Consider the following 18,757-nt stretch of genomic DNA (forward strand, 5'->3'; position numbering starts at 1 on the left):
TATTTTTTAGTTTAAGCAGGAGACAAGCAGGGAAATATAGAATTAGTACTACATAGCTTTATCATAAAGGAGGAGTTCAATCATGAGATATAACGTCAGAGGGGAAAACATTGAAATAACTCCAGCATTAAGAGAGTATGCAGAAAAGAAGATTGGTAAGCTTGAAAGATATTTTGAAGAGTCAGTTGACGCGAATGTGAATGTCAATCTGAAATATTATAATGATCAAGAATCTAAAATTGAAGTAACCATTCCAATGACAGATCTTGTCCTACGTGCTGAGGAATATAACCAAGATATGTACGCAGCGATTGATCTTGTGGTGAATAAATTAGAACGTCAAATTCGTAAGCATAAAACAAAGGTTAACCGCAAACTTCGTGAGCAAGGTACACCAAAGTTTGTGTTTAGTAATTTTCAATCAGAGGATGCTGTACCAGATGCAATTGATGATGAGGATGAAGTTGTTCGTACAAAGCGCTTTAACCTAAAGCCGATGGATAGTGAAGAAGCTATTCTTCAAATGGACATGTTAGGTCACAACTTCTTTGTTTATACAGATGCTAAATCTAACAAAACAAATGTAGTGTACAAGCGGAAAGATGGAAAATATGGCTTGATTGAGCCTCAAGTATAATATCATGGCGTCCTATTTATAGGGCGCTTTATTTTTTTTTATAAAAAATTATTGACAACAACCAAAGAAAGCGATTACAATACATGTAACGGGTTACACAAATGATACAAACGTATTAATTCAAATTTTTTTGAGATATTCCGTAACCGGTTACATATACGATCTACAATCGAGTGCAAGTTCATTGAGGTGTAAGTTATGAGTACAATAAAACAAGTCGCTCAAGAGGCAGGGGTATCTGTTGCAACCGTTTCGAGAGTGCTAAATAGTAATGGATATGTGAATGAAGAAACACGTAAAAAGGTTTTACAAACAATTGAAAAATTAAATTACAAACCAAATGCGGTTGCGCGTAGTTTGTTTAAAAAACAGTCAAAAACGATTGCGTTAATTGTGCCGAATATATCAAATCCATTCTTTCCAGAAGTTGCACGTGCCATTGAAGATGTCATGAGTGGTAAGGAATACACATTAATTTTGTGTAACTCTGATGATAAAGAAGAAAAAGAGCAGCATTATTTTGAAATGATGAAGCAGAAATATGTTGATGGTGTCATTATTGCAACTAGCACAGTGAGACCTAAATATATTGAAAAAAGCGGGATCCCAATTGTAGCTGTTGATAGATTTATTAATGAAGACATTCCATATGTTTCTGTTAACAATACTGCAGGCGCTATACAAGCAGTACGATATTTAAAAAGCACAGGTTGTAAAAAGATTGCGCATATTCGTGGTCCTGAATATATTCATAACTCTGAAGAACGTTATCAAGGTTATTTAAAAGAAGTTCAAGGTGAAGGTTGGTTTCATCCAGAATTAATTGTAAATGGAAATTTCGAAAGTGAAACAACGATAAAAGCTACTGAAAAGTTACTAACAAAATATCCTGATATTGATAGTATTTTTGCAGGAAATGATTATATGGCATTAAGTGTGATAAAAGCAGCACTGAGAATGGGAAAAAGAATACCTGAAGACTTGTCGGTTATTGGTTTTGATGGAATTAATTTATCTAAGCTAACAAATCCAGAGTTAACGACGATTGAACAACCAATCTATGATATTGGCTATAAAGCAGCAGAGCTATTACTAGATGTAATTGAAGGTAGACCATTGACGAAAATACAGCATGAATTAGATGTTTCTTTATATGAGGGGCAGACAACAAAACGATAGAGGTGAGGATAATGAAAAAAGCGAATATTACAGTCATCGGAAGCTTGAATATGGATATTGTGACAAAAACCTCGACAATACCTAAGGTTGGTGAAACAGTATTGGGTGAATCCTTTTTTACCATACCTGGTGGAAAAGGAGCAAACCAAGCTGTTGCAGCGGCAAGACTTGGTGCCAATGTGAAAATGGTAGGTAGAGTTGGAAGTGATGCATTTGGTTCTCAGCTTAAAGATGAATTACATAAACAGGGTATTAATTTGGATAATGTGAAACCGGTTACACATTCTTCGACAGGAGTTGCGGCGATTACTTTATCGAACGGAGATAATAGCATAATCGTTGTTCCTGGTGCTAATTATGAGGTAACACCTGAGGTTGTGTTAGGTGTTGAAGATGACATTGCTACAAGTGATATGTTGCTTTTACAATTGGAAATTCCACTAGATAGTGTAGTAGAAGCGGTAAGAGTAGCAAAAAAACATCGTGTTCCTGTGATCTTAAATCCTGCTCCATTTTTAGTATTACCAAAAGAGGTTTTACAGAATGTTGATTACCTAACACCTAATGAGCATGAGTTAAATCTTTTGATATCTTCTTACGAATGGTCAGATGATGAGCTTGAACAATTAAGAGCAAAATGTATTGTGACTAAGGGAGAAAGTGGCATCTCGTTTTTTGAAGGAAAAGACCAGCTGATACCTAGTTATAAAGTAGATGTAGTTGATACAACAGGTGCTGGTGATTCTGTGAATGGGGCATTAGCTGTTGCACTAGGTAATGGATTATCTCTTAAAGAAGCATGTAGATTTGCTAATGCTGTTGGTGCGTTAACTGTGACAAAGCTAGGAGCACAGGGGGGCATGCCCACAAAGAGTGAAGTTGACAGTTTCTTATCGGAAAGAGGTGAGGTTTAAATGAAAAAGCAAGGAATGCTAAACAGTCATATTGCGGAAGTGTTATCGCGTCTTGGTCATACAGATACGATTGTGATTGCTGATTGTGGGTTACCTATTCCTGATAAAGTGAAAAGAATAGATATTTCGTTAAAGCAAGGTGATCCGAGTTTTATTGAAACCATTGAAGCTATTTTGGAGGATATGGTTGTGGAAAAAGCAACACTTGCTAGTGAAATAGTGGAAGAAAATAGCGCTGTTCATTCATTAACTCTTCAACAATTAGGTGATGCAGAGATTAACTATGTAAGTCATGAGAAATTTAAGGAGCTTACGAAAAATGCAAAGGCAGTTATTCGAACTGGTGAAGTGACTCCTTATGCCAACATCATTTTTCATGCGGGAGTGACTTTTTCATGAAACCGATCGTACAAATGAAATCTATTTCTAAGGCATTTTCAGGTAATAGAGTACTAGAGAATGTTGATTTTGAGATTATGCCTGGTGAGGTTCATGCGTTAATGGGGGAAAATGGTGCTGGCAAATCTACGCTGATGAAAATCTTAACAGGTATTTATGAAAGAGATTCTGGAAGCGTTTCCTTTAAGGGGAATGAAGTACATTTTAAAAACCCAAAAGAAGCAGAAGATATTGGAATTGCGGTCATACATCAAGAATTGAACATTATTCCTTATTTGTCTGTAATCGATAATATGTTTCTTGGCAAAGAGCTAACAGTAGGAAAAACAGGTATTGTCAGACATAAAGAAATGAAGAAAAAAACAAAAGAATACTTAAATGCGTTAGGTATAGATATTGATCCTGATATCGAAGCTGGTGAACTTTCTGTAGGACAGCAACAGATGATTGAAATTGCAAGAGCTGTTGCTGCAAACATGGAAGTGCTGATTATGGATGAACCAACTGCAGCTTTAACCGATCGTGAAATTGACTCTCTTTTTAAAGTGATTTCAAGGTTAAGAGAGCAAGGTGTAGGAATTGTCTATATTTCTCATCGGATGGAAGAGATTTTTCAAATATGTGATCGTATTTCAGTGTTACGAGATGGTTCGTTTATTGGAGTTAAGAAAATTCCGAAAACAAATTTTGATGAAATTGTAAAGATGATGGTGGGACGTCAATTAGGCGAGCGCTTTCCAGCTAGAAACACCGTACTAGGTGCTGAGCGTATAAAGGTGAAAAACCTTTTTTGTAAGGGACTTTTTGAGAATATTAGTTTTTCCGTTAAAGAAGGTGAAGTTCTCGGTGTAGCAGGTCTTATGGGAGCTGGCAGGACAGAGATCATGGAAGCGATATTCGGACATCGTTCATTACACGGAGGAAAAATTATCATTGACGGTCAAGAAGTGAAAATCAAAAATCCATATGATGCGATTAAAAATGGACTAGGATTTATCACAGAAGATCGTAAAAGTGAAGGACTTGTTCTTGATCTTTCAGTTAGAGAAAACTTTTCACTCACAAATCTAGGGCGAATCTCAAAGAATCAAATCATTTCCACAAAGCAAGAAGAAGATTTTGTAGATGATTTAATAAAAAAGCTACATGTGAAAACAGCTAGTAGAGAATTACAGGTGAGTTCATTAAGTGGTGGAAATCAACAAAAAATTGTGATAGGTAAGTGGCTTGGAATTAAGCCAAAAATATTAATACTAGATGAACCGACTCGTGGTGTGGATGTTGGAGCGAAAAAGGAAATCTATCAGCTTATTAATCAACTAACAGAAGAGGGTGTATCGATTATTATGGTATCCTCTGAGCTTCCAGAAATACTCGGAATGAGTGATCGTGTTCTAGTTATTCATGAAGGAAAGGTTTCTGCGACAATTCCAATTGCAGAAGCAACTCAAGAAAAAATTATGCAAGCAGCAACAGGAGGGATATAAAATGAAATCCTCAAAATTAGTTACGACGAATCTACAAAAATTAGGCCCGTTAGTGGGATTGCTATTGATTATTGTGATTTTATCGATTGTTAGTCCAAATTTTATGACGGTAGACAATATTTTAAACGTATTACGTCAAGTATCAATAAATGCCCTTATTGCTTTTGGAATGACATTTATTATTTTAACAGGTGGTATTGATTTGTCTGTTGGATCGATCTTGGCTTTAGCTTCAGCTGTTACAGCAAGTATGTTAGCTAGTGGCATGGATCCTATTTTAGCAATTTTGATTGGTTTATTGGCTGGTGCCATTATGGGGGCAATAAATGGCTTGATTATTACAAAAGGAAAGGTAGCTCCTTTTATTGCAACTCTAGCTACAATGACTGTATTTAGAGGTCTGACACTTGTGTATACAGATGGTCGACCAATTACAGGTCTTTCTGAAAGTGAGTTATTTGTGTTAATGGGTAAAGGGTATGTTGGTTGGATTCCGGTACCTGTTATTTGGATGCTGATCACGTATGCCGTTCTCTATTTTATCTTAAAGAAAACAACATTTGGTAGACGCGTTTATGCGATTGGTGGAAATGAAGGAGCAGCCATTTTATCAGGAATTCGTGCTGATCGAGTGAAAATTTGGATTTATTCTTTAACTGGTTTGTTATCAGCTTTAGCTGGAATTATTCTTTCATCACGTCTTAACTCAGCACAACCAACTGCAGGTGCTTCTTATGAGCTTGATGCCATTGCAGCAGTTGTTCTTGGGGGAACAAGTCTTTCAGGTGGACGTGGTTGGATTTTTGGAACTTTGGTTGGTGCTTTGATTATCGGTGTGTTAAACAATGGGTTAAATATTATGAATGTGAGCTCCTTTTATCAACAAGTCGTTAAAGGAGGTGTTATTTTACTAGCCGTGTTGCTTGACCGAAAAAAATCAGCTTAATAAATGACAAACATAGGGGGAATTTAGTATGAAAAACATGTTGAAAATGGTTATGTTCTTTGTCTTAAGTTTTGCATTATTAGTAGGATGTTCAACAGAGCCACCAGGAGCATCTTCTGAGAAAGAGCCTGCTGCAGCTGAAGGAAATGATGATAAAGTTAAAGTAGGTCTTTCGATCTCGACGTTAAATAATCCATTCTTTGTTACGCTAAAAGAAGGTGCAGAAGAAGAAGCAAAAGCTAAGGGGATTGAAATTGTCGTTGTTGACGCACAAAATGATTCTGCAAAACAGGTAAGTGATATTGAAGATTTAATTCAACAAAATGTTGATGTTTTACTTGTTAATCCAACTGACTCTGCAGCCGTTTCAGCTGCGATTGAATCTGCGAATAATGCTAATGTTCCGGTTATAACATTAGATCGTAGTGCTGAAGGTGGAGAAGTTGTTGCTCATATTGCTTCAGATAATGTAGCAGGTGGTAAGATGGCAGGTGACTTTATTTTAGAACAACTTGGCGATAAGGGGAAAGTAGCGGAAATCGAAGGAATTCCAGGGTCATCAGCAGCACGTGAGCGTGGAGAAGGTTTTCACCAAGCGGTAGATGCTGTTGCTGAAATCGAAGTAGCTGCAAAACAAACAGCTGATTTTGACCGTGCGAAAGGTTTAACAGTTATGGAAAATATCTTGCAAGGTAATAAAGACATCCAAGCTGTTTTTGCTCATAATGATGAAATGGCATTAGGAGCTTTACAAGCCATTGAAGCTGCTGGTTTATCTAATGTTTTCGTTGTAGGCTTTGACGCAACTGAAGATGCAGTAAAAGCTGTAGAAGACGGAAGATTAGCAGCAACAGTTGCACAAAAACCAGCTGTTATTGGACAGCAGGGAATTGATACAGCTATTTTAGTGGCTAATGGAGAAGAAGTTGAAGAGTTTATTCCAGTAGAGCTTGAATTAGTAAAATAGTAGAATAAGAAAAAAGAGCCGATTTGGCTCTTTTTTGTCTTGGAGTATTTTTCACGAGCTCACTTTGTTTTCTGAAACTAATATGTGTTTTGAAATGAATGCTTTTGAAACTTGTTTACTAAAAAAGTAGGTTTTTAATTAGTTTACGTAGAACTGTTTTGTTTCGAAACTCAGTGGAATAATAACCTTAATCAACCCTCTTCCACTCCATCACCCTTCCCTGTTGTACCACATCCCAAATAGTGCTAAAATAAAGGATAGTTTGAATTATTTTCATTAGTTTGTATTTCCACTCTAAAACAGAGGAGCGTTTTGAATGCTTGGAATTTTAAATAAGGTGTTTGATTTTAACAAACGTGCGTTAAATCGTTATGAAAAGATGGCTGATCAGGTGTTAGCGTTAGATAGTCAAATGAATGGCTTATCTGATGAAGCACTAAAAGCTAAAACAGAGGAATTTAAGGGTCGTGTGGCGAAGGGTGAATCACTTGATGATCTTTTAATAGAAGCATTTGCTGTTGTTCGTGAATCAGCAAAGCGTGTATTAGGATTACATCCATATAAGGTTCAGTTAATGGGTGGTATTTCTCTACACGAAGGTAATATTTCAGAAATGAAAACAGGTGAAGGTAAAACATTAACGTCTACAATGCCTGTTTATTTGAATGCACTTTCAGGTGAAGGTGTGCATGTTGTGACGGTTAATGAATACTTGGCTAGTCGTGATGCACATGAAATGGGTCAATTGTACGAATTTCTTGGCTTAACAGTTGGTCTTAACTTGAATTCAATGGACAAAGATGAAAAACGTGAAGCATATGCTGCAGATGTTACATATTCAACAAATAACGAACTAGGCTTTGATTACTTACGTGACAATATGGTGTTATATCGTGAACAAATGGTTCAGCGTCCACTTAATTTTGCCGTAATTGATGAGGTTGACTCGATTTTAGTTGATGAAGCAAGAACACCATTAATTATTTCAGGACAAGCTGCGAAATCAACAAAGCTTTATATTCAAGCAAATGGCTTTGTTCGTCAGCTGAAAAAAGATGAAGATTTTACGTTTGATGTAAAAACAAAGGCTGTTCAGTTAACTGAAGATGGGATGACAAGGGCTGAGAAGGCTTTTGGAATTGAAAATCTTTATGACATCACACATGTCGCTTTACTTCACCATATTAACCAAGCATTAAAAGCACAGTTTGTGATGCAAAATGATGTTGATTATGTTGTTGATGAAGGACAAGTTGTGATTGTTGATTCATTCACAGGTCGTTTAATGAAGGGTCGTCGCTATAGTGAAGGTCTTCACCAAGCGATTGAAGCAAAAGAAGGCTTAGAAATTCAAAACGAAAGCATGACTCTTGCGACAATTACGTTCCAGAACTACTTCCGTATGTATAAAAAGCTGTCTGGTATGACTGGTACAGCAAAAACTGAGGAAGAAGAGTTCCGTAATATTTATAATATGCAGGTTGTTGCGATTCCAACGAACAAGCCAATTGCTCGTGATGATAAACCGGATCTTGTTTATCGTTCAATGGAAGGCAAGTTCCGTGCTGTTGTTGAGGATGTAAAACAACGTTATGATCTTGGTCAGCCGGTTTTAGTTGGAACAGTTGCTGTTGAAACATCTGAATTAATTTCTCAGCTTTTAAAGAAAAAAGGCGTTCCACATCATGTGTTAAATGCGAAGCAGCATGAAAAAGAAGCAGAAATTATTGAAACAGCAGGACATCGTGGTTCTGTTACAATCGCAACAAATATGGCAGGTCGTGGTACAGATATCAAGCTTGGCGAAGGTGTTCGGGAGGTTGGTGGCTTAGCTGTTATCGGTACTGAGCGTCATGAATCTCGTCGTATTGATAATCAGCTTCGTGGACGTTCTGGTCGTCAAGGTGATCCTGGTGCAACTCAATTCTATCTTTCAATGGAAGATGAATTAATGCGTCGTTTTGGTTCAGAAAACATGATGAATATGATGGATCGTCTTGGAATGGATGATACACAGCCAATTCAAAGTAAAATCGTTTCACGTGCGGTTGAATCTGCGCAAAAACGTGTTGAAGGTAATAACTTTGATGCACGTAAGCAGCTTCTACAATATGATGATGTATTACGTCAGCAGCGTGAAGTTATTTATAAACAACGCTTTGAAGTTCTTGATTCCGATAACCTTCGTAACATTGTTGAGAAAATGCTTACATCAACAATTCAACGTGTTGTGGCTACTTATACTCCACAATCAGAGGTTGAAGAAGATTGGAACTTAGAAGGCATTATTGATTATATGAATGCAAACATTCTTCAAGATGGTCAGCTTTCAATTGGTGATCTTCGTCGTAAAGAGCCAGAAGAAATGATTGAGCTTATTTCGAAGCAAGCACTTGCTCATTATGATGAAAAAGAAGCTGATTTCGGTGAAGAACAAATGCGTGAATTTGAAAAAGTTATCCTACTTCGCGCAGTTGATTCGAAATGGATGGATCATATTGATGCAATGGATCAGCTTCGTCAAGGAATTCATTTACGTGCTTACGGACAAAACGATCCGTTACGTGAATACCAAATGGAAGGCTTTGCAATGTTTGAGACTATGATTGCCTCAATTGAGGAAGATGTAGCAAAATACATCATGAAAGCTCAAATCCGCAACAACCTTGAACGTCAAGAAGTAGCCCAAGGTCAAACAGCTGTTCATCCAAAAGAAGGCGATGAAAAGGTTAAGAAAAAGCCAAAACGAAACGCCGTTGAAGTAGGCCGTAACGAAGCATGTATTTGCGGCAGCGGCAAAAAATATAAAAACTGCTGTGGACAATAATTAGCATTACGATCCATAGAGAGATATAATAGACTAATGTTTAAACTGAGAGAGGTGTTAATCACCTCTCTCTTGTTGCGAAAATATCATATAATAGGTTAATCAATAAGGCTGTTTTCTCAAAATATTATGTTTTGAACACTATAGTGTAATGGAGCGGAAGACACTGACTCCTGCGGGTGTAGAGGAAAGGCTGAGACCCCACAGGCGTAGCCGAGGAGGCTCAGCTTCCTCCCCGCGGAAAGCAGTGTCTGCAGCGAAATGAAACGAACTCGTTTTAAAAGCAATAATGTATATGAACAGCCTAAAATAATCATGAGGTGACTGGAATGGAATTAGTAGAAATTCGTCAAGAGCTTGAAAAAACAGCTAAACGTTTAGCGGACTTTAGGGGGTCTCTTTGACCTCGATATTAAAGAAGCACGTATCTCTCAACTTGAAGGGCAAATGACTGCACCTGATTTCTGGGATAATCAAAACGCTGCACAAGTTGTGATTAATGAAACAAATGCACTAAAAGAAATGGTCGATCAATTTCATAATTTATTCGAATCATATGAAAATCTTCAATTAACACATGATCTTGTCAAAGAAGAAGCAGATGAGGATTTACAGTCAGAGCTTGAGTCAGAGCTTAAAGACTTAGTTTCTCAGCTAAATGACTTCGAGCTTCAGCTTTTATTAAGCGAGCAACATGATAAAAACAATGCAATTTTAGAGCTTCACCCAGGTGCTGGTGGAACAGAATCACAAGACTGGGGCTCCATGCTTCTTCGTATGTACACACGTTGGGCTGAGAAAAAAGGCTTTAAAGTGGAGACTCTTGATTACCTACCAGGAGATGAAGCGGGAATTAAAAGTGTCACTCTTCTCATTAAAGGTCATAATGCTTATGGCTATTTAAAAGCAGAAAAAGGTGTACATCGTTTAGTTCGTATTTCACCGTTTGACTCATCAGGTCGTCGTCATACATCATTCGTATCATGTGAAATCATGCCAGAATTCAATGAAGAAATCGACATTGAAATACGTACTGAAGATTTAAAAGTTGATACCTACCGTGCAAGTGGAGCTGGTGGGCAGCATATCAATACAACTGACTCTGCAGTACGTATCACGCACGTACCAACAAACATTGTTGTAACATGTCAAACAGAGCGTTCACAGATCAAAAACCGTGAGCGTGCGATGAAAATGCTTCAAGCAAAGCTTTATCAAAAACGAATCGAAGAACAAGAAGCAGAGCTTGCTGAAATTCGTGGCGAGCAAAAAGACATCGGCTGGGGAAGCCAAATTCGTTCATACGTGTTCCACCCATATTCAATGGTGAAGGATCACCGTACGAATACGGAAATTGGGAATGTGCACGCTGTGATGGATGGAGAATTAGATCCGTTTATTGACGCGTTTCTTCGTTCTAAGTTATCTCAATAATAGATGGGAGCAACTCGACTTTATGGTTGAGTTGCTTTTTTAATTAGTCGTTTTTAGTAAGGGAAACTTGGGCTAGTGAAAGCTACTTAATTTTGGGCTATCAAACTAGGTGTGGTGGTGCGGATTTTGTCGGAAATAGTCTAATCGAAGATAAATCCGGAAAATCGAAGATAAATTCCCAGAATCGATGATAAATCAGAAAAATCGCCGATAAATTCAAAAAATCGACGATAATCTCGATCACCTGGGACCAAATCGAGCACCAAAGTACGAACCCCCCCTATTATAGTCCAAAATAGAGGCAAGTCAGCCTCCAAAATACCAGGAAATCACAAGTTTCTCCCTCCACCCACAGAATTTTTCCTCTTAAATAGCAAATACTACACAAAAAGAAGAATAGTCTTCCAATATTTCCACCTACACCGCAACTCTTTACTCCGTTAACACGTTATTTAACTGTTATTCACAGACAAAATGGCGAGTGCTATACTCATCTAGGGTTTTAGATTTTTGAAAGAGGAGGGCGAACTTACGATATGAATATGAAGAAACGAAATTATACTTATCATCCTAAATTCAACTTGCTACTTGAATACATATACATTTTGTTAGGATCAGCTACTGTTGCGATTGGGTTTAATTTGTTTTTACTGCCTAATCGGATTGCATCTGGTGGAGTAAGTGGAATTAGTACGATATTGGATGCTACTTTAGGATTAGAGCCGGCTTATGTACAATGGGCGTTTAATATTCCTTTATTTATTGCAGGTGTGATCTTGTTAGGAAAACAATTTGGGTTTAAAACATTAATTGGGACCATATTTTTACCGTTTGTTGTTTTTTTAACTAGAGATTGGGAGCCGGCTACAATGGATCCGTTGTTAGGTTCACTTTTTGGTGGAATTTGTATTGGGCTTGGTCTTGGGGTTGTTTTTAGAGGAAAGGCGTCGACTGGTGGAACAGATTTAGCGGCACAAATTATTCATAAATATACTGGCTTGTCATTAGGTACTTGTGTTGCGTTGATTGATGGGTTAATCGTCTTAAGTGCAGCATTTGTTTTCGATATTGAACGTGGACTTTATGCATTAGTTGGACTATATGTAACAAGTAAAACAATTGATATTGTTCAAATTGGCTGGGGACGTTCGAAGATGACGATGATTATTACAACAAAGCAAGAAGAAGTTCAGCATGCCATTTTAAATGAAATTGATCGTGGTGTGACAAGGCTTTCTGCACATGGTGGCTTTACGAATAATGAAAGACCTGTGTTAATGTGTGTTGTGGATCAGACAGAATTCACTAAGCTGAAGCAGCTCGTAAGAAGTATTGATCCAAATGCTTTTGTTACAGTTACAGATGCTTCTGAGGTGTTAGGGGAAGGTTTCAAAAGGGTTTAGAATGGTTATAATATCAATGGTATTGTATAGTAATTGATGAATGTTCTACATAATGAGGTTTGTTAGGAGGTATGCAAAATGAAACATAAGTTACTAGCGTTGTTACTTGGTACTTCTGTGATTTTAGGAGCTTGTGGTGGTGCAGAAGAACCAGCTGATGAAGCGGCAGATTCTACTGAAGGAACAACAACAGCCAGCGGAGATGGAGAGGAAATTTATCAACAAAACTGTATTGGGTGTCACGGCCGTAATCTTGAAGGAGCTTCTGGGCCAAACTTAACTGAGGTTGGTGGCAAGTATGATCAAGCTGCGATTGAGAGTATTATCATCAATGGACAAGGTAACATGCCTAAAGGGTTGCTGAATGAAGCGGATGCTGAGGTTGTTGCATCATGGTTAGCTGAAAAGAAATAGTGTTGAAGAAGATGGCTTAAATGGTCATCTTTTTTATTTGCATAAACCAGCATTATATTATTTTTTCTTGCAAAAATAGTCAGAAAGTTCTAAAATAAAACATAAATAATAGCGCTTACATACTAGTACCCAAAATATAACATTCTCCCATCATTCTCCCTAAAATGCCCTCTACAGCAAGTGTTCGACACAAATTACAAGCGTTGAAATGAAAATGTAACATTATTTAGTCTATATTTGTTGCATTTTGATGTTATAATAAATTTTGTAGTTTAGTAGACAAGGAATTACTATGTCTATTCGGTCGACAATTATCGACAACAATCGACTGTTATCCAAAAAAACAACTTTAGGTGGTTCTATATGATAGAAATGTCAGAAGTATATAAAACATATCCAAATGGTGTTTTGGCCATAAATGGTATAGATATAATGATCAACCAAGGTGAGTTCGTTTATGTCGTTGGACCTAGTGGAGCAGGAAAATCAACGTTTATTAAAATGATGTATCGTGAAGAAAAACCTTCTAGCGGTAAAATTGTCATAAATGGTGTTGATCTATCAAAGCTAAAGGAAGCAAAAGTGCCGATGTTAAGACGTAATATTGGTGTTGTTTTCCAAGACTTTAAACTATTACCGAAATTAACTGTATTTGAAAATGTTGCATTCGCATTAGAAGTTATTGGTGAAACACCAAAAACAATAAAAAAGAGAGTACTAGATGTACTAGATTTAGTTCAGTTAAAGCATAAAGCTAGATTTTTCCCTAATGAACTTTCAGGGGGAGAGCAGCAGCGTGTGTCAATTGCACGTTCCATTGTCAATAACCCATCAGTGATGATTGCCGATGAGCCTACAGGAAACCTTGATCCTGATACATCATGGGAAATCATGCATTTGTTCGAGGAAATTAATAATCGTGGTACAACAATTGTAATGGCAACTCACAACAAAGAAATTGTAAATACATTAAAAAAACGTGTCATCGCAGTTGAGGATGGAAAAATAGTCCGTGATGAAGCAAGAGGGGAGTATGGTTTATATGATTAATGCTCTTGGTCGTCACTTCAGAGAAAGTATAAAAAGCTTAGCAAGAAATGCATGGATGACCTTTGCGTCAGTAAGTGCAGTGACTGTGACGTTGATTTTAGTAGGAACATTCCTAGTTATCATGATGAACCTTAATCATGTTGCATCTAACCTTGAGAATGATGTTGAGATTCGAGTACTAGTTGATGTAACAGCAAATGAAGAAGCACAAGCAAAGCTTAAAAGTGAAATAGAAAAGATCAGTCAGGTAGAATCAGTTGTTTTCTCTCCGAAAGAAAAAGAACTTGATAACCTAGTTGAAAGCATGGGAGAAGAAGGTAGATCGTTTGAATTGTTTGAACAAAATAATCCGTTAAATGACGTGTTTATTGTTAAAGCAAAGAATCCGCAGGACACAAGTGCTGTAGCTGAAAAGCTGACGAATCTAGAGAATGCTTCTAAAGTAAGATATGGACAAGATCAGGTTGAAAAGCTGTTTAAAGCCATTTCTGTTGCAAGAAATATAGGTTTAGGGTTAATTATTGGACTTGTTTTTACAGCCATGTTCCTAATCTCTAACACAATCAAAATAACAATTATGGCACGTCAACGTGAAATTGAGATCATGAGACTAGTAGGAGCAACGAACGGATTTATTCGTTGGCCGTTTTTCTTGGAAGGATTATTTTTAGGAATCTTTGGTGCAATTATTCCAATTGTGCTAATTGTGATTGGTTATAAATCTCTATACACATGGGCTTTACCAAAGCTTCAAGGCTCATTTATCGAATTTTTACCATTCAATCCTTTTGTATTCCAGGTTTCAGCCATCCTTATCTGTATCGGTGCGCTTATCGGTATTTGGGGAAGCTTAATGTCTGTTCGTAAGTTTTTAAAAGCATAAACTAGCAATCACCTTGATTGCTAGTTTACTAGCTTTATAATAGTAATTTTACATAACATTTGGGGAGGAAACATGATGAAAAGAAAGCTAATGACATACAGTTTGGCTGCCGTTGTTGGGACAAGCGGGTTATTGCTTCCAGCTAGTAATACAACCTTCGCTCAAACGTTACAGGAAAAAAAGCAACAAATTGAACAAAAACAATCAGACGTATCTTCTAGTCTTGAAAATAAGGAAAGTGAAATTTCTCAGCTAGAGCAAGAAGAACAAAAATTAAACAGTGAAATAAAAAAAATAGATCTTCAATATGCTGAAATCAACGGTAAAATTAGAGAAAAAGAAGCTAGTATTGAAGAAACTAAAAAAGAAGTTGAAGAACTAAAAATACAAATAGATGAAGTAAAAGCTCGCATAGCTGAGCGAAATAAATTGTTAGAAGACCGTGCTCGTTCACTTCAAGAAAATGGTGGAGTAGTTAGCTATTTAGATGTACTTCTAGGTGCTCAAAGCTTTGGCGACTTCGTAGGTCGTGTTAATGCAGTAACAACAATCGTTGAAGCTGATAAAGAAATTATTAAAGCTCATGAAGCAGATAAACTTTTACTAGAGCAAACAGAGGCAGATCTAAATAATAAGCTAAAAGAATTAAAAGCGGCACTAACAGAATTAGAGGTTTTAAAAGCTCAATTAGAAGTCCAAAAGAATAAAAAAGAAGAATTAATGGCTACAGTAGAAAAGCAGCATGATGAAGCTTTACATGAAAAACATGTATTAGAAGATGAAGCAGCATTTTTAGCTGAACAAAAGAAAGCCATCGCACTTGAAGAGCAAAGACAACGTGAAGAAGCAGCAAGAGCAGCGGAAGAAGCAAAGCGTCAAGCTGAAGAAAGAAAAAGAGCTGAAGCAGCAGCGGCTTCAAGTAAGAGTTCAAATTCTAGCTCTGGATCTAGCTCTAGCTCAAATAGCAGTAGTTCTAGTTCAGGCAGTAGCTCAGCGTCTACACAAAAGCCAGCTGTAACTAGTGGATCATTCATGTGGCCTGCATCAGGTAGATTTACGTCAGGATATGGACAACGTTGGGGCAAACTACATGCTGGAATAGATATTGCAAACCGTTCAGATGTACCAATCGTTGCATCTGCAAGTGGTACGGTTATTCGTGCCCATTATTCAAGCAGTTATGGTAATGTTGCTTATATTTCTCACAACATCGGCGGACAGGTTTACACAACATTATATGCACATATGGAAAATTTACAAGTAAGTGCAGGACAATCTGTTTCAAAAGGTCAGCAGATCGGTATCATGGGTAACACAGGTCGATCTACAGGTCAGCATCTACACTTTGAAATTCACAAAGGACCATGGAACGGACAAGCAAACGCTGTGAATCCTTTAAACTATTTACCATAATAATTAAATACCCGTATTTTCACCTCTAAAACGTATTGTTTTAGAGGTTTTTTGTTATGTTTTTCTGAAATTTTGTCTCATCTGGGTCAGAGGGTTATGTTCTAGAACATTTTGTACTATCTCACTAAGGTGGGATTGGCAATCTTAGAATTTATCAGCGATTTTTTGAAAATATCAGCGATTATTGAGATTTATCGTCGATTTTCAGGATTTATCAGCGATTATTGAAAATTATCATCGATTAGACTAATCTCGACAAAATCCGCACCACCACCTCCTCCTTTACGTAAACACAATTTCAAATCCAAAAAAACTATTCCCAAATTGCTTTACATGATTTGTCCAAGCGTGACATATACTAAAAAAAGTCTAATTAATGCTCAAATTACATAAACGTGGCAACGTAAGAAATCGGAGGTAAAAGATGAATCGAAAACTAACAGCATTGTATATGACATTGTCTTTGGTATTAGGTGCAGGTGGTATGTATGTTGGTCAAGATATCCTTCAAACGGACTCACCTGAAAAATCTGAAGCGATCCCGACGTTTGGTAATGTGTTTAATGCGGAAGAACAGGCCTCAGAAATTGAAGGGTTTGATAAGTTTAGACAAGCTCTTGAATTAATATCAACAAAATACGTGGAAGAAGTAGATGAAGAGGAGCTTTTAGAGGGTGCTATTCAAGGAATGCTTTCCACATTAGAAGATCCGTATTCGGTTTATATGGATAAAGAAACAGCAAAGCAATTTTCACAATCACTTGATTCATCCTTTGAAGGAATTGGAGCAGAAGTAGGGATGGAGGGCGGAAGAGTTACAATTGTATCTCCTTTCAAAGGCTCTCCAGCTGAAAAAGCAGGTCTTCAACCAAATGATCAAATTGTTAGCATTGACGGAGAAAATGTTGAGGGCTTAGATCTTCATGAAACTGTCCTGAAAATTCGTGGTAAAAAAGGATCAAAGGTTGCTATAGAGGTTGTTCGACCAAATTCAAAGGAAAAGTTAACATTTGATGTTGTACGTGACGAAATTCCTCTTGAAACTGTTTTTGGTAGTACAAAGGAACATGAAGGCAAAAAGGTTGGATATATTGAAATTAGCTCTTTCTCTGAAAATACAGCAAAAGATTTTCAACAAACATTAACAAAATTAGAAAAAGAAAATATTGAAGGCTTAGTGCTAGACGTTCGTGGCAATCCAGGTGGCTATTTGCAAAGTGTTGAGGAAATTTTAAAACAGTTTGTAACAAAAGATCAGCCATATATTCAAATTGAAGAACGTGACGGAAATAAAAAACGTTATTTTTCTGATTTAACAAAAAAGAAGGATTACCCAGTTACAGTTTTAATTGACAAAGGTAGTGCCTCAGCTTCTGAAATCCTTGCTGGTGCATTAAAAGAGGCATCAGGCTATGATGTTGTTGGTGTCACATCTTTCGGAAAAGGAACCGTACAACAAGCAGTACCAATGGGTGATGGCAGCAATATTAAGCTAACGCTTTACAAATGGTTAACACCTGAAGGAAATTGGATTCATAAAAAAGGTGTTGAACCAACAATTAAAGTGGAACAACCTGCTTTATACCAAGCAAGTCCATTACAGATCGAGAAATCATTAGTACGAGACATGAATAGCGATCAAGTGAAAACAGCACAAATCGCTCTAAAAGGACTCGGCTTCGCACCTTCTCGAACAGATGGATACTTTAACGAAGCAACAGAAACAGCTGTAAAAGCATTTCAACAAACAAACGAACTACCAATCAGCGGAAAAATCGACCAACAAACAGCAGACGTCCTAAATAAGAAAATGCAAGAACTCCGAGGCAAAGAAGAAAATGACGTACAACTAAAAATGGCGATTAAGACGTTGTTTAACTAAAGGTTGAAAAATAAATGTGTATTACATTAAACAGACCAATCACAAGCAGTGATTGGTCTGTTTTTATTACTATCTAAAATATGCTTATGTCGAGATTTGTATCCGCTAAATACTTAGAGTGATTTTACAACAGATTAAGAGAGCTAACCAAATGTACATTCGGTCCTTAAGGTCTTCTACACAAAAACTATATAAAGTTGATTGTGGCGGAAGGTGTGAGACTCCTGCGGGTGCAGCGGGACAGGTGAGATCCCACAGGCGCTGTGCGCCGAGGAAGCTCACCGCCCGGCCCTAGGAAGAATTGCTTATTAAAAAAGTCGGTAATTGGACTTTTTTTATATTCTTCGCGCGGAAAGCGAGCAACCTGTAGCGCAAATCAACTAGCACCAGTACATTTTACATAGCAGATTGGTCTGAAGCTTTTTAATATAATGTTATTAATATTGTCAGTTTAACTTCAACAATTGATTTCCTGCATCGTTTTAGCAATTCTTTCTATCTTCAAGGACGTAAAACCCACCCCCTCAACGAACCTCTATAATAAACAAACCAGGGGGAACTAATCTTGAGAAAATCCAGCTATCAAAGGGAACTTGTATATCAAAACCTACTAGACGAACTAACTGAAAAAGTAATCGTATCACCTCACTCCCATGCAAGCTCTAGTAAATACATTCACCTATTTTGTATGTACTTAGCAAACTACTCCGAGAAGAAAACCATCCAAGAAGTGGACGAGCAAATCGTAAAAGAATACTTTACCTATTTAACCAAAAGCCATAAACGATTAACACTCACTTTATCAGATATAAAAAAATCAATACAGATGATATCAGAAACCTTAAATATTGAACTTGGTCAAACCTTGAATGATTTTTCCCTTTCCAACAGTAGTCTTTGGAACAAGTTAAAATAAGCATAC

At 37.1% G+C, this 18,757-nt stretch carries 17 protein-coding genes; 16 read left to right on the forward strand and 1 reads right to left on the reverse strand.

The window, feature by feature from the left end; all coding sequences use genetic code 11:
* Positions 1 to 82: 82 nt before the first annotated feature.
* The 9 genes from hpf to prfB all read left to right on the forward strand — a co-directional run bounded on the left by hpf (position 83) and on the right by prfB (position 10,790).
* Positions 83 to 637: a ribosome hibernation-promoting factor, HPF/YfiA family gene (hpf, locus tag FS935_RS08785; RefSeq protein ID WP_146947640.1), complete on the forward strand. Its 555-nt coding sequence runs from the start codon at positions 83 to 85 to the stop codon at positions 635 to 637.
* A gap of 198 nt (positions 638 to 835) precedes the next feature.
* Entirely contained in the window at positions 836 to 1,816 is a 981-nt protein-coding gene (locus FS935_RS08790; protein WP_146947642.1) for a LacI family DNA-binding transcriptional regulator, read from the forward strand.
* An 11-nt stretch (positions 1,817 to 1,827) separates the two neighbouring features.
* Positions 1,828 to 2,730 carry a ribokinase gene (gene rbsK, locus FS935_RS08795; RefSeq protein ID WP_146947644.1) on the forward strand — a complete coding sequence of 301 codons (903 nt, stop codon included), beginning with the start codon at positions 1,828 to 1,830 and terminating at the stop codon, positions 2,728 to 2,730.
* Positions 2,731 to 3,129, forward strand: a complete 399-nt coding sequence (gene rbsD, locus FS935_RS08800; RefSeq protein WP_146947646.1) for a D-ribose pyranase — start codon at positions 2,731 to 2,733, stop codon at positions 3,127 to 3,129.
* On the forward strand, positions 3,126 to 4,616 hold the full coding sequence (locus FS935_RS08805) for a sugar ABC transporter ATP-binding protein (RefSeq protein ID WP_146947648.1): 1,491 nt from the start codon (positions 3,126 to 3,128) through the stop codon (positions 4,614 to 4,616). Before rbsD ends, FS935_RS08805 begins: the two co-directional genes overlap by 4 nt.
* A 1-nt stretch (position 4,617) precedes the next feature.
* On the forward strand, positions 4,618 to 5,562 hold the full coding sequence (locus FS935_RS08810; RefSeq protein ID WP_146947650.1) for an ABC transporter permease subunit: 945 nt from the start codon (positions 4,618 to 4,620) through the stop codon (positions 5,560 to 5,562).
* 28 nt (positions 5,563 to 5,590) lie between these two features.
* A complete protein-coding gene (gene rbsB / locus FS935_RS08815) occupies positions 5,591 to 6,529 on the forward strand; it encodes a ribose ABC transporter substrate-binding protein RbsB (RefSeq protein WP_146947652.1) in 939 nt (312 codons plus the stop codon).
* Between the two features lie 316 nt (positions 6,530 to 6,845).
* The gene (gene secA / locus FS935_RS08820; RefSeq protein ID WP_146947654.1) at positions 6,846 to 9,356 is read left to right on the forward strand and encodes a preprotein translocase subunit SecA; all 2,511 of its coding nucleotides are present in this window, start codon (positions 6,846 to 6,848) and stop codon (positions 9,354 to 9,356) included.
* Between the two features lie 329 nt (positions 9,357 to 9,685).
* A protein-coding gene (gene prfB, locus FS935_RS08825) for a peptide chain release factor 2 (protein WP_146947657.1) occupies positions 9,686 to 10,790 on the forward strand; the annotation gives its coding sequence in 2 pieces (ribosomal slippage) (positions 9,686 to 9,757 and positions 9,759 to 10,790; 1,104 coding nt in all).
* A 140-nt stretch (positions 10,791 to 10,930) separates the two neighbouring features.
* Here the strand turns inward: prfB and FS935_RS24180 are convergent.
* Positions 10,931 to 11,056 carry a hypothetical protein gene (locus FS935_RS24180; protein WP_275669588.1) on the reverse strand — a complete coding sequence of 42 codons (126 nt, stop codon included), beginning with the start codon at positions 11,054 to 11,056 and terminating at the stop codon, positions 10,931 to 10,933.
* Positions 11,057 to 11,332: 276 nt separating this feature from the next.
* Here FS935_RS24180 and FS935_RS08830 point away from each other — a divergent pair, with 276 nt between their 5' ends.
* The 7 genes from FS935_RS08830 (at position 11,333) to FS935_RS08860 (ending at position 18,751) form a co-directional block, all read left to right on the forward strand.
* Positions 11,333 to 12,193, forward strand: a complete 861-nt coding sequence (locus FS935_RS08830; protein ID WP_193559361.1) for a YitT family protein — start codon at positions 11,333 to 11,335, stop codon at positions 12,191 to 12,193.
* A gap of 78 nt (positions 12,194 to 12,271) precedes the next feature.
* On the forward strand, positions 12,272 to 12,607 hold the full coding sequence (cccB, locus tag FS935_RS08835; RefSeq protein ID WP_146947661.1) for a cytochrome c551: 336 nt from the start codon (positions 12,272 to 12,274) through the stop codon (positions 12,605 to 12,607).
* A 363-nt stretch (positions 12,608 to 12,970) separates the two neighbouring features.
* Positions 12,971 to 13,657 carry a cell division ATP-binding protein FtsE gene (gene ftsE / locus FS935_RS08840; RefSeq protein WP_146947663.1) on the forward strand — a complete coding sequence of 229 codons (687 nt, stop codon included), beginning with the start codon at positions 12,971 to 12,973 and terminating at the stop codon, positions 13,655 to 13,657.
* On the forward strand, positions 13,650 to 14,540 hold the full coding sequence (gene ftsX / locus FS935_RS08845; protein WP_146948419.1) for a permease-like cell division protein FtsX: 891 nt from the start codon (positions 13,650 to 13,652) through the stop codon (positions 14,538 to 14,540). The genes ftsE and ftsX overlap by 8 nt, the downstream gene beginning before the upstream one ends.
* A 75-nt stretch (positions 14,541 to 14,615) precedes the next feature.
* A complete protein-coding gene (locus FS935_RS08850) occupies positions 14,616 to 15,953 on the forward strand; it encodes a murein hydrolase activator EnvC family protein (protein WP_146947665.1) in 1,338 nt (445 codons plus the stop codon).
* A gap of 424 nt (positions 15,954 to 16,377) precedes the next feature.
* The gene (locus FS935_RS08855; RefSeq protein ID WP_146947667.1) at positions 16,378 to 17,835 is read left to right on the forward strand and encodes a S41 family peptidase; all 1,458 of its coding nucleotides are present in this window, start codon (positions 16,378 to 16,380) and stop codon (positions 17,833 to 17,835) included.
* Between the two features lie 565 nt (positions 17,836 to 18,400).
* Complete coding sequence (locus tag FS935_RS08860) at positions 18,401 to 18,751, forward strand: swarming motility protein SwrAA (RefSeq protein ID WP_146947669.1); 351 nt, start codon at positions 18,401 to 18,403, stop codon at positions 18,749 to 18,751.
* Positions 18,752 to 18,757: the final 6 nt, after the last annotated feature.

This window comes from Metabacillus litoralis, from assembly GCF_007994985.1.
GTDB classification, from domain to species: Bacteria; Bacillota; Bacilli; order Bacillales; family Bacillaceae; genus Metabacillus; species Metabacillus litoralis.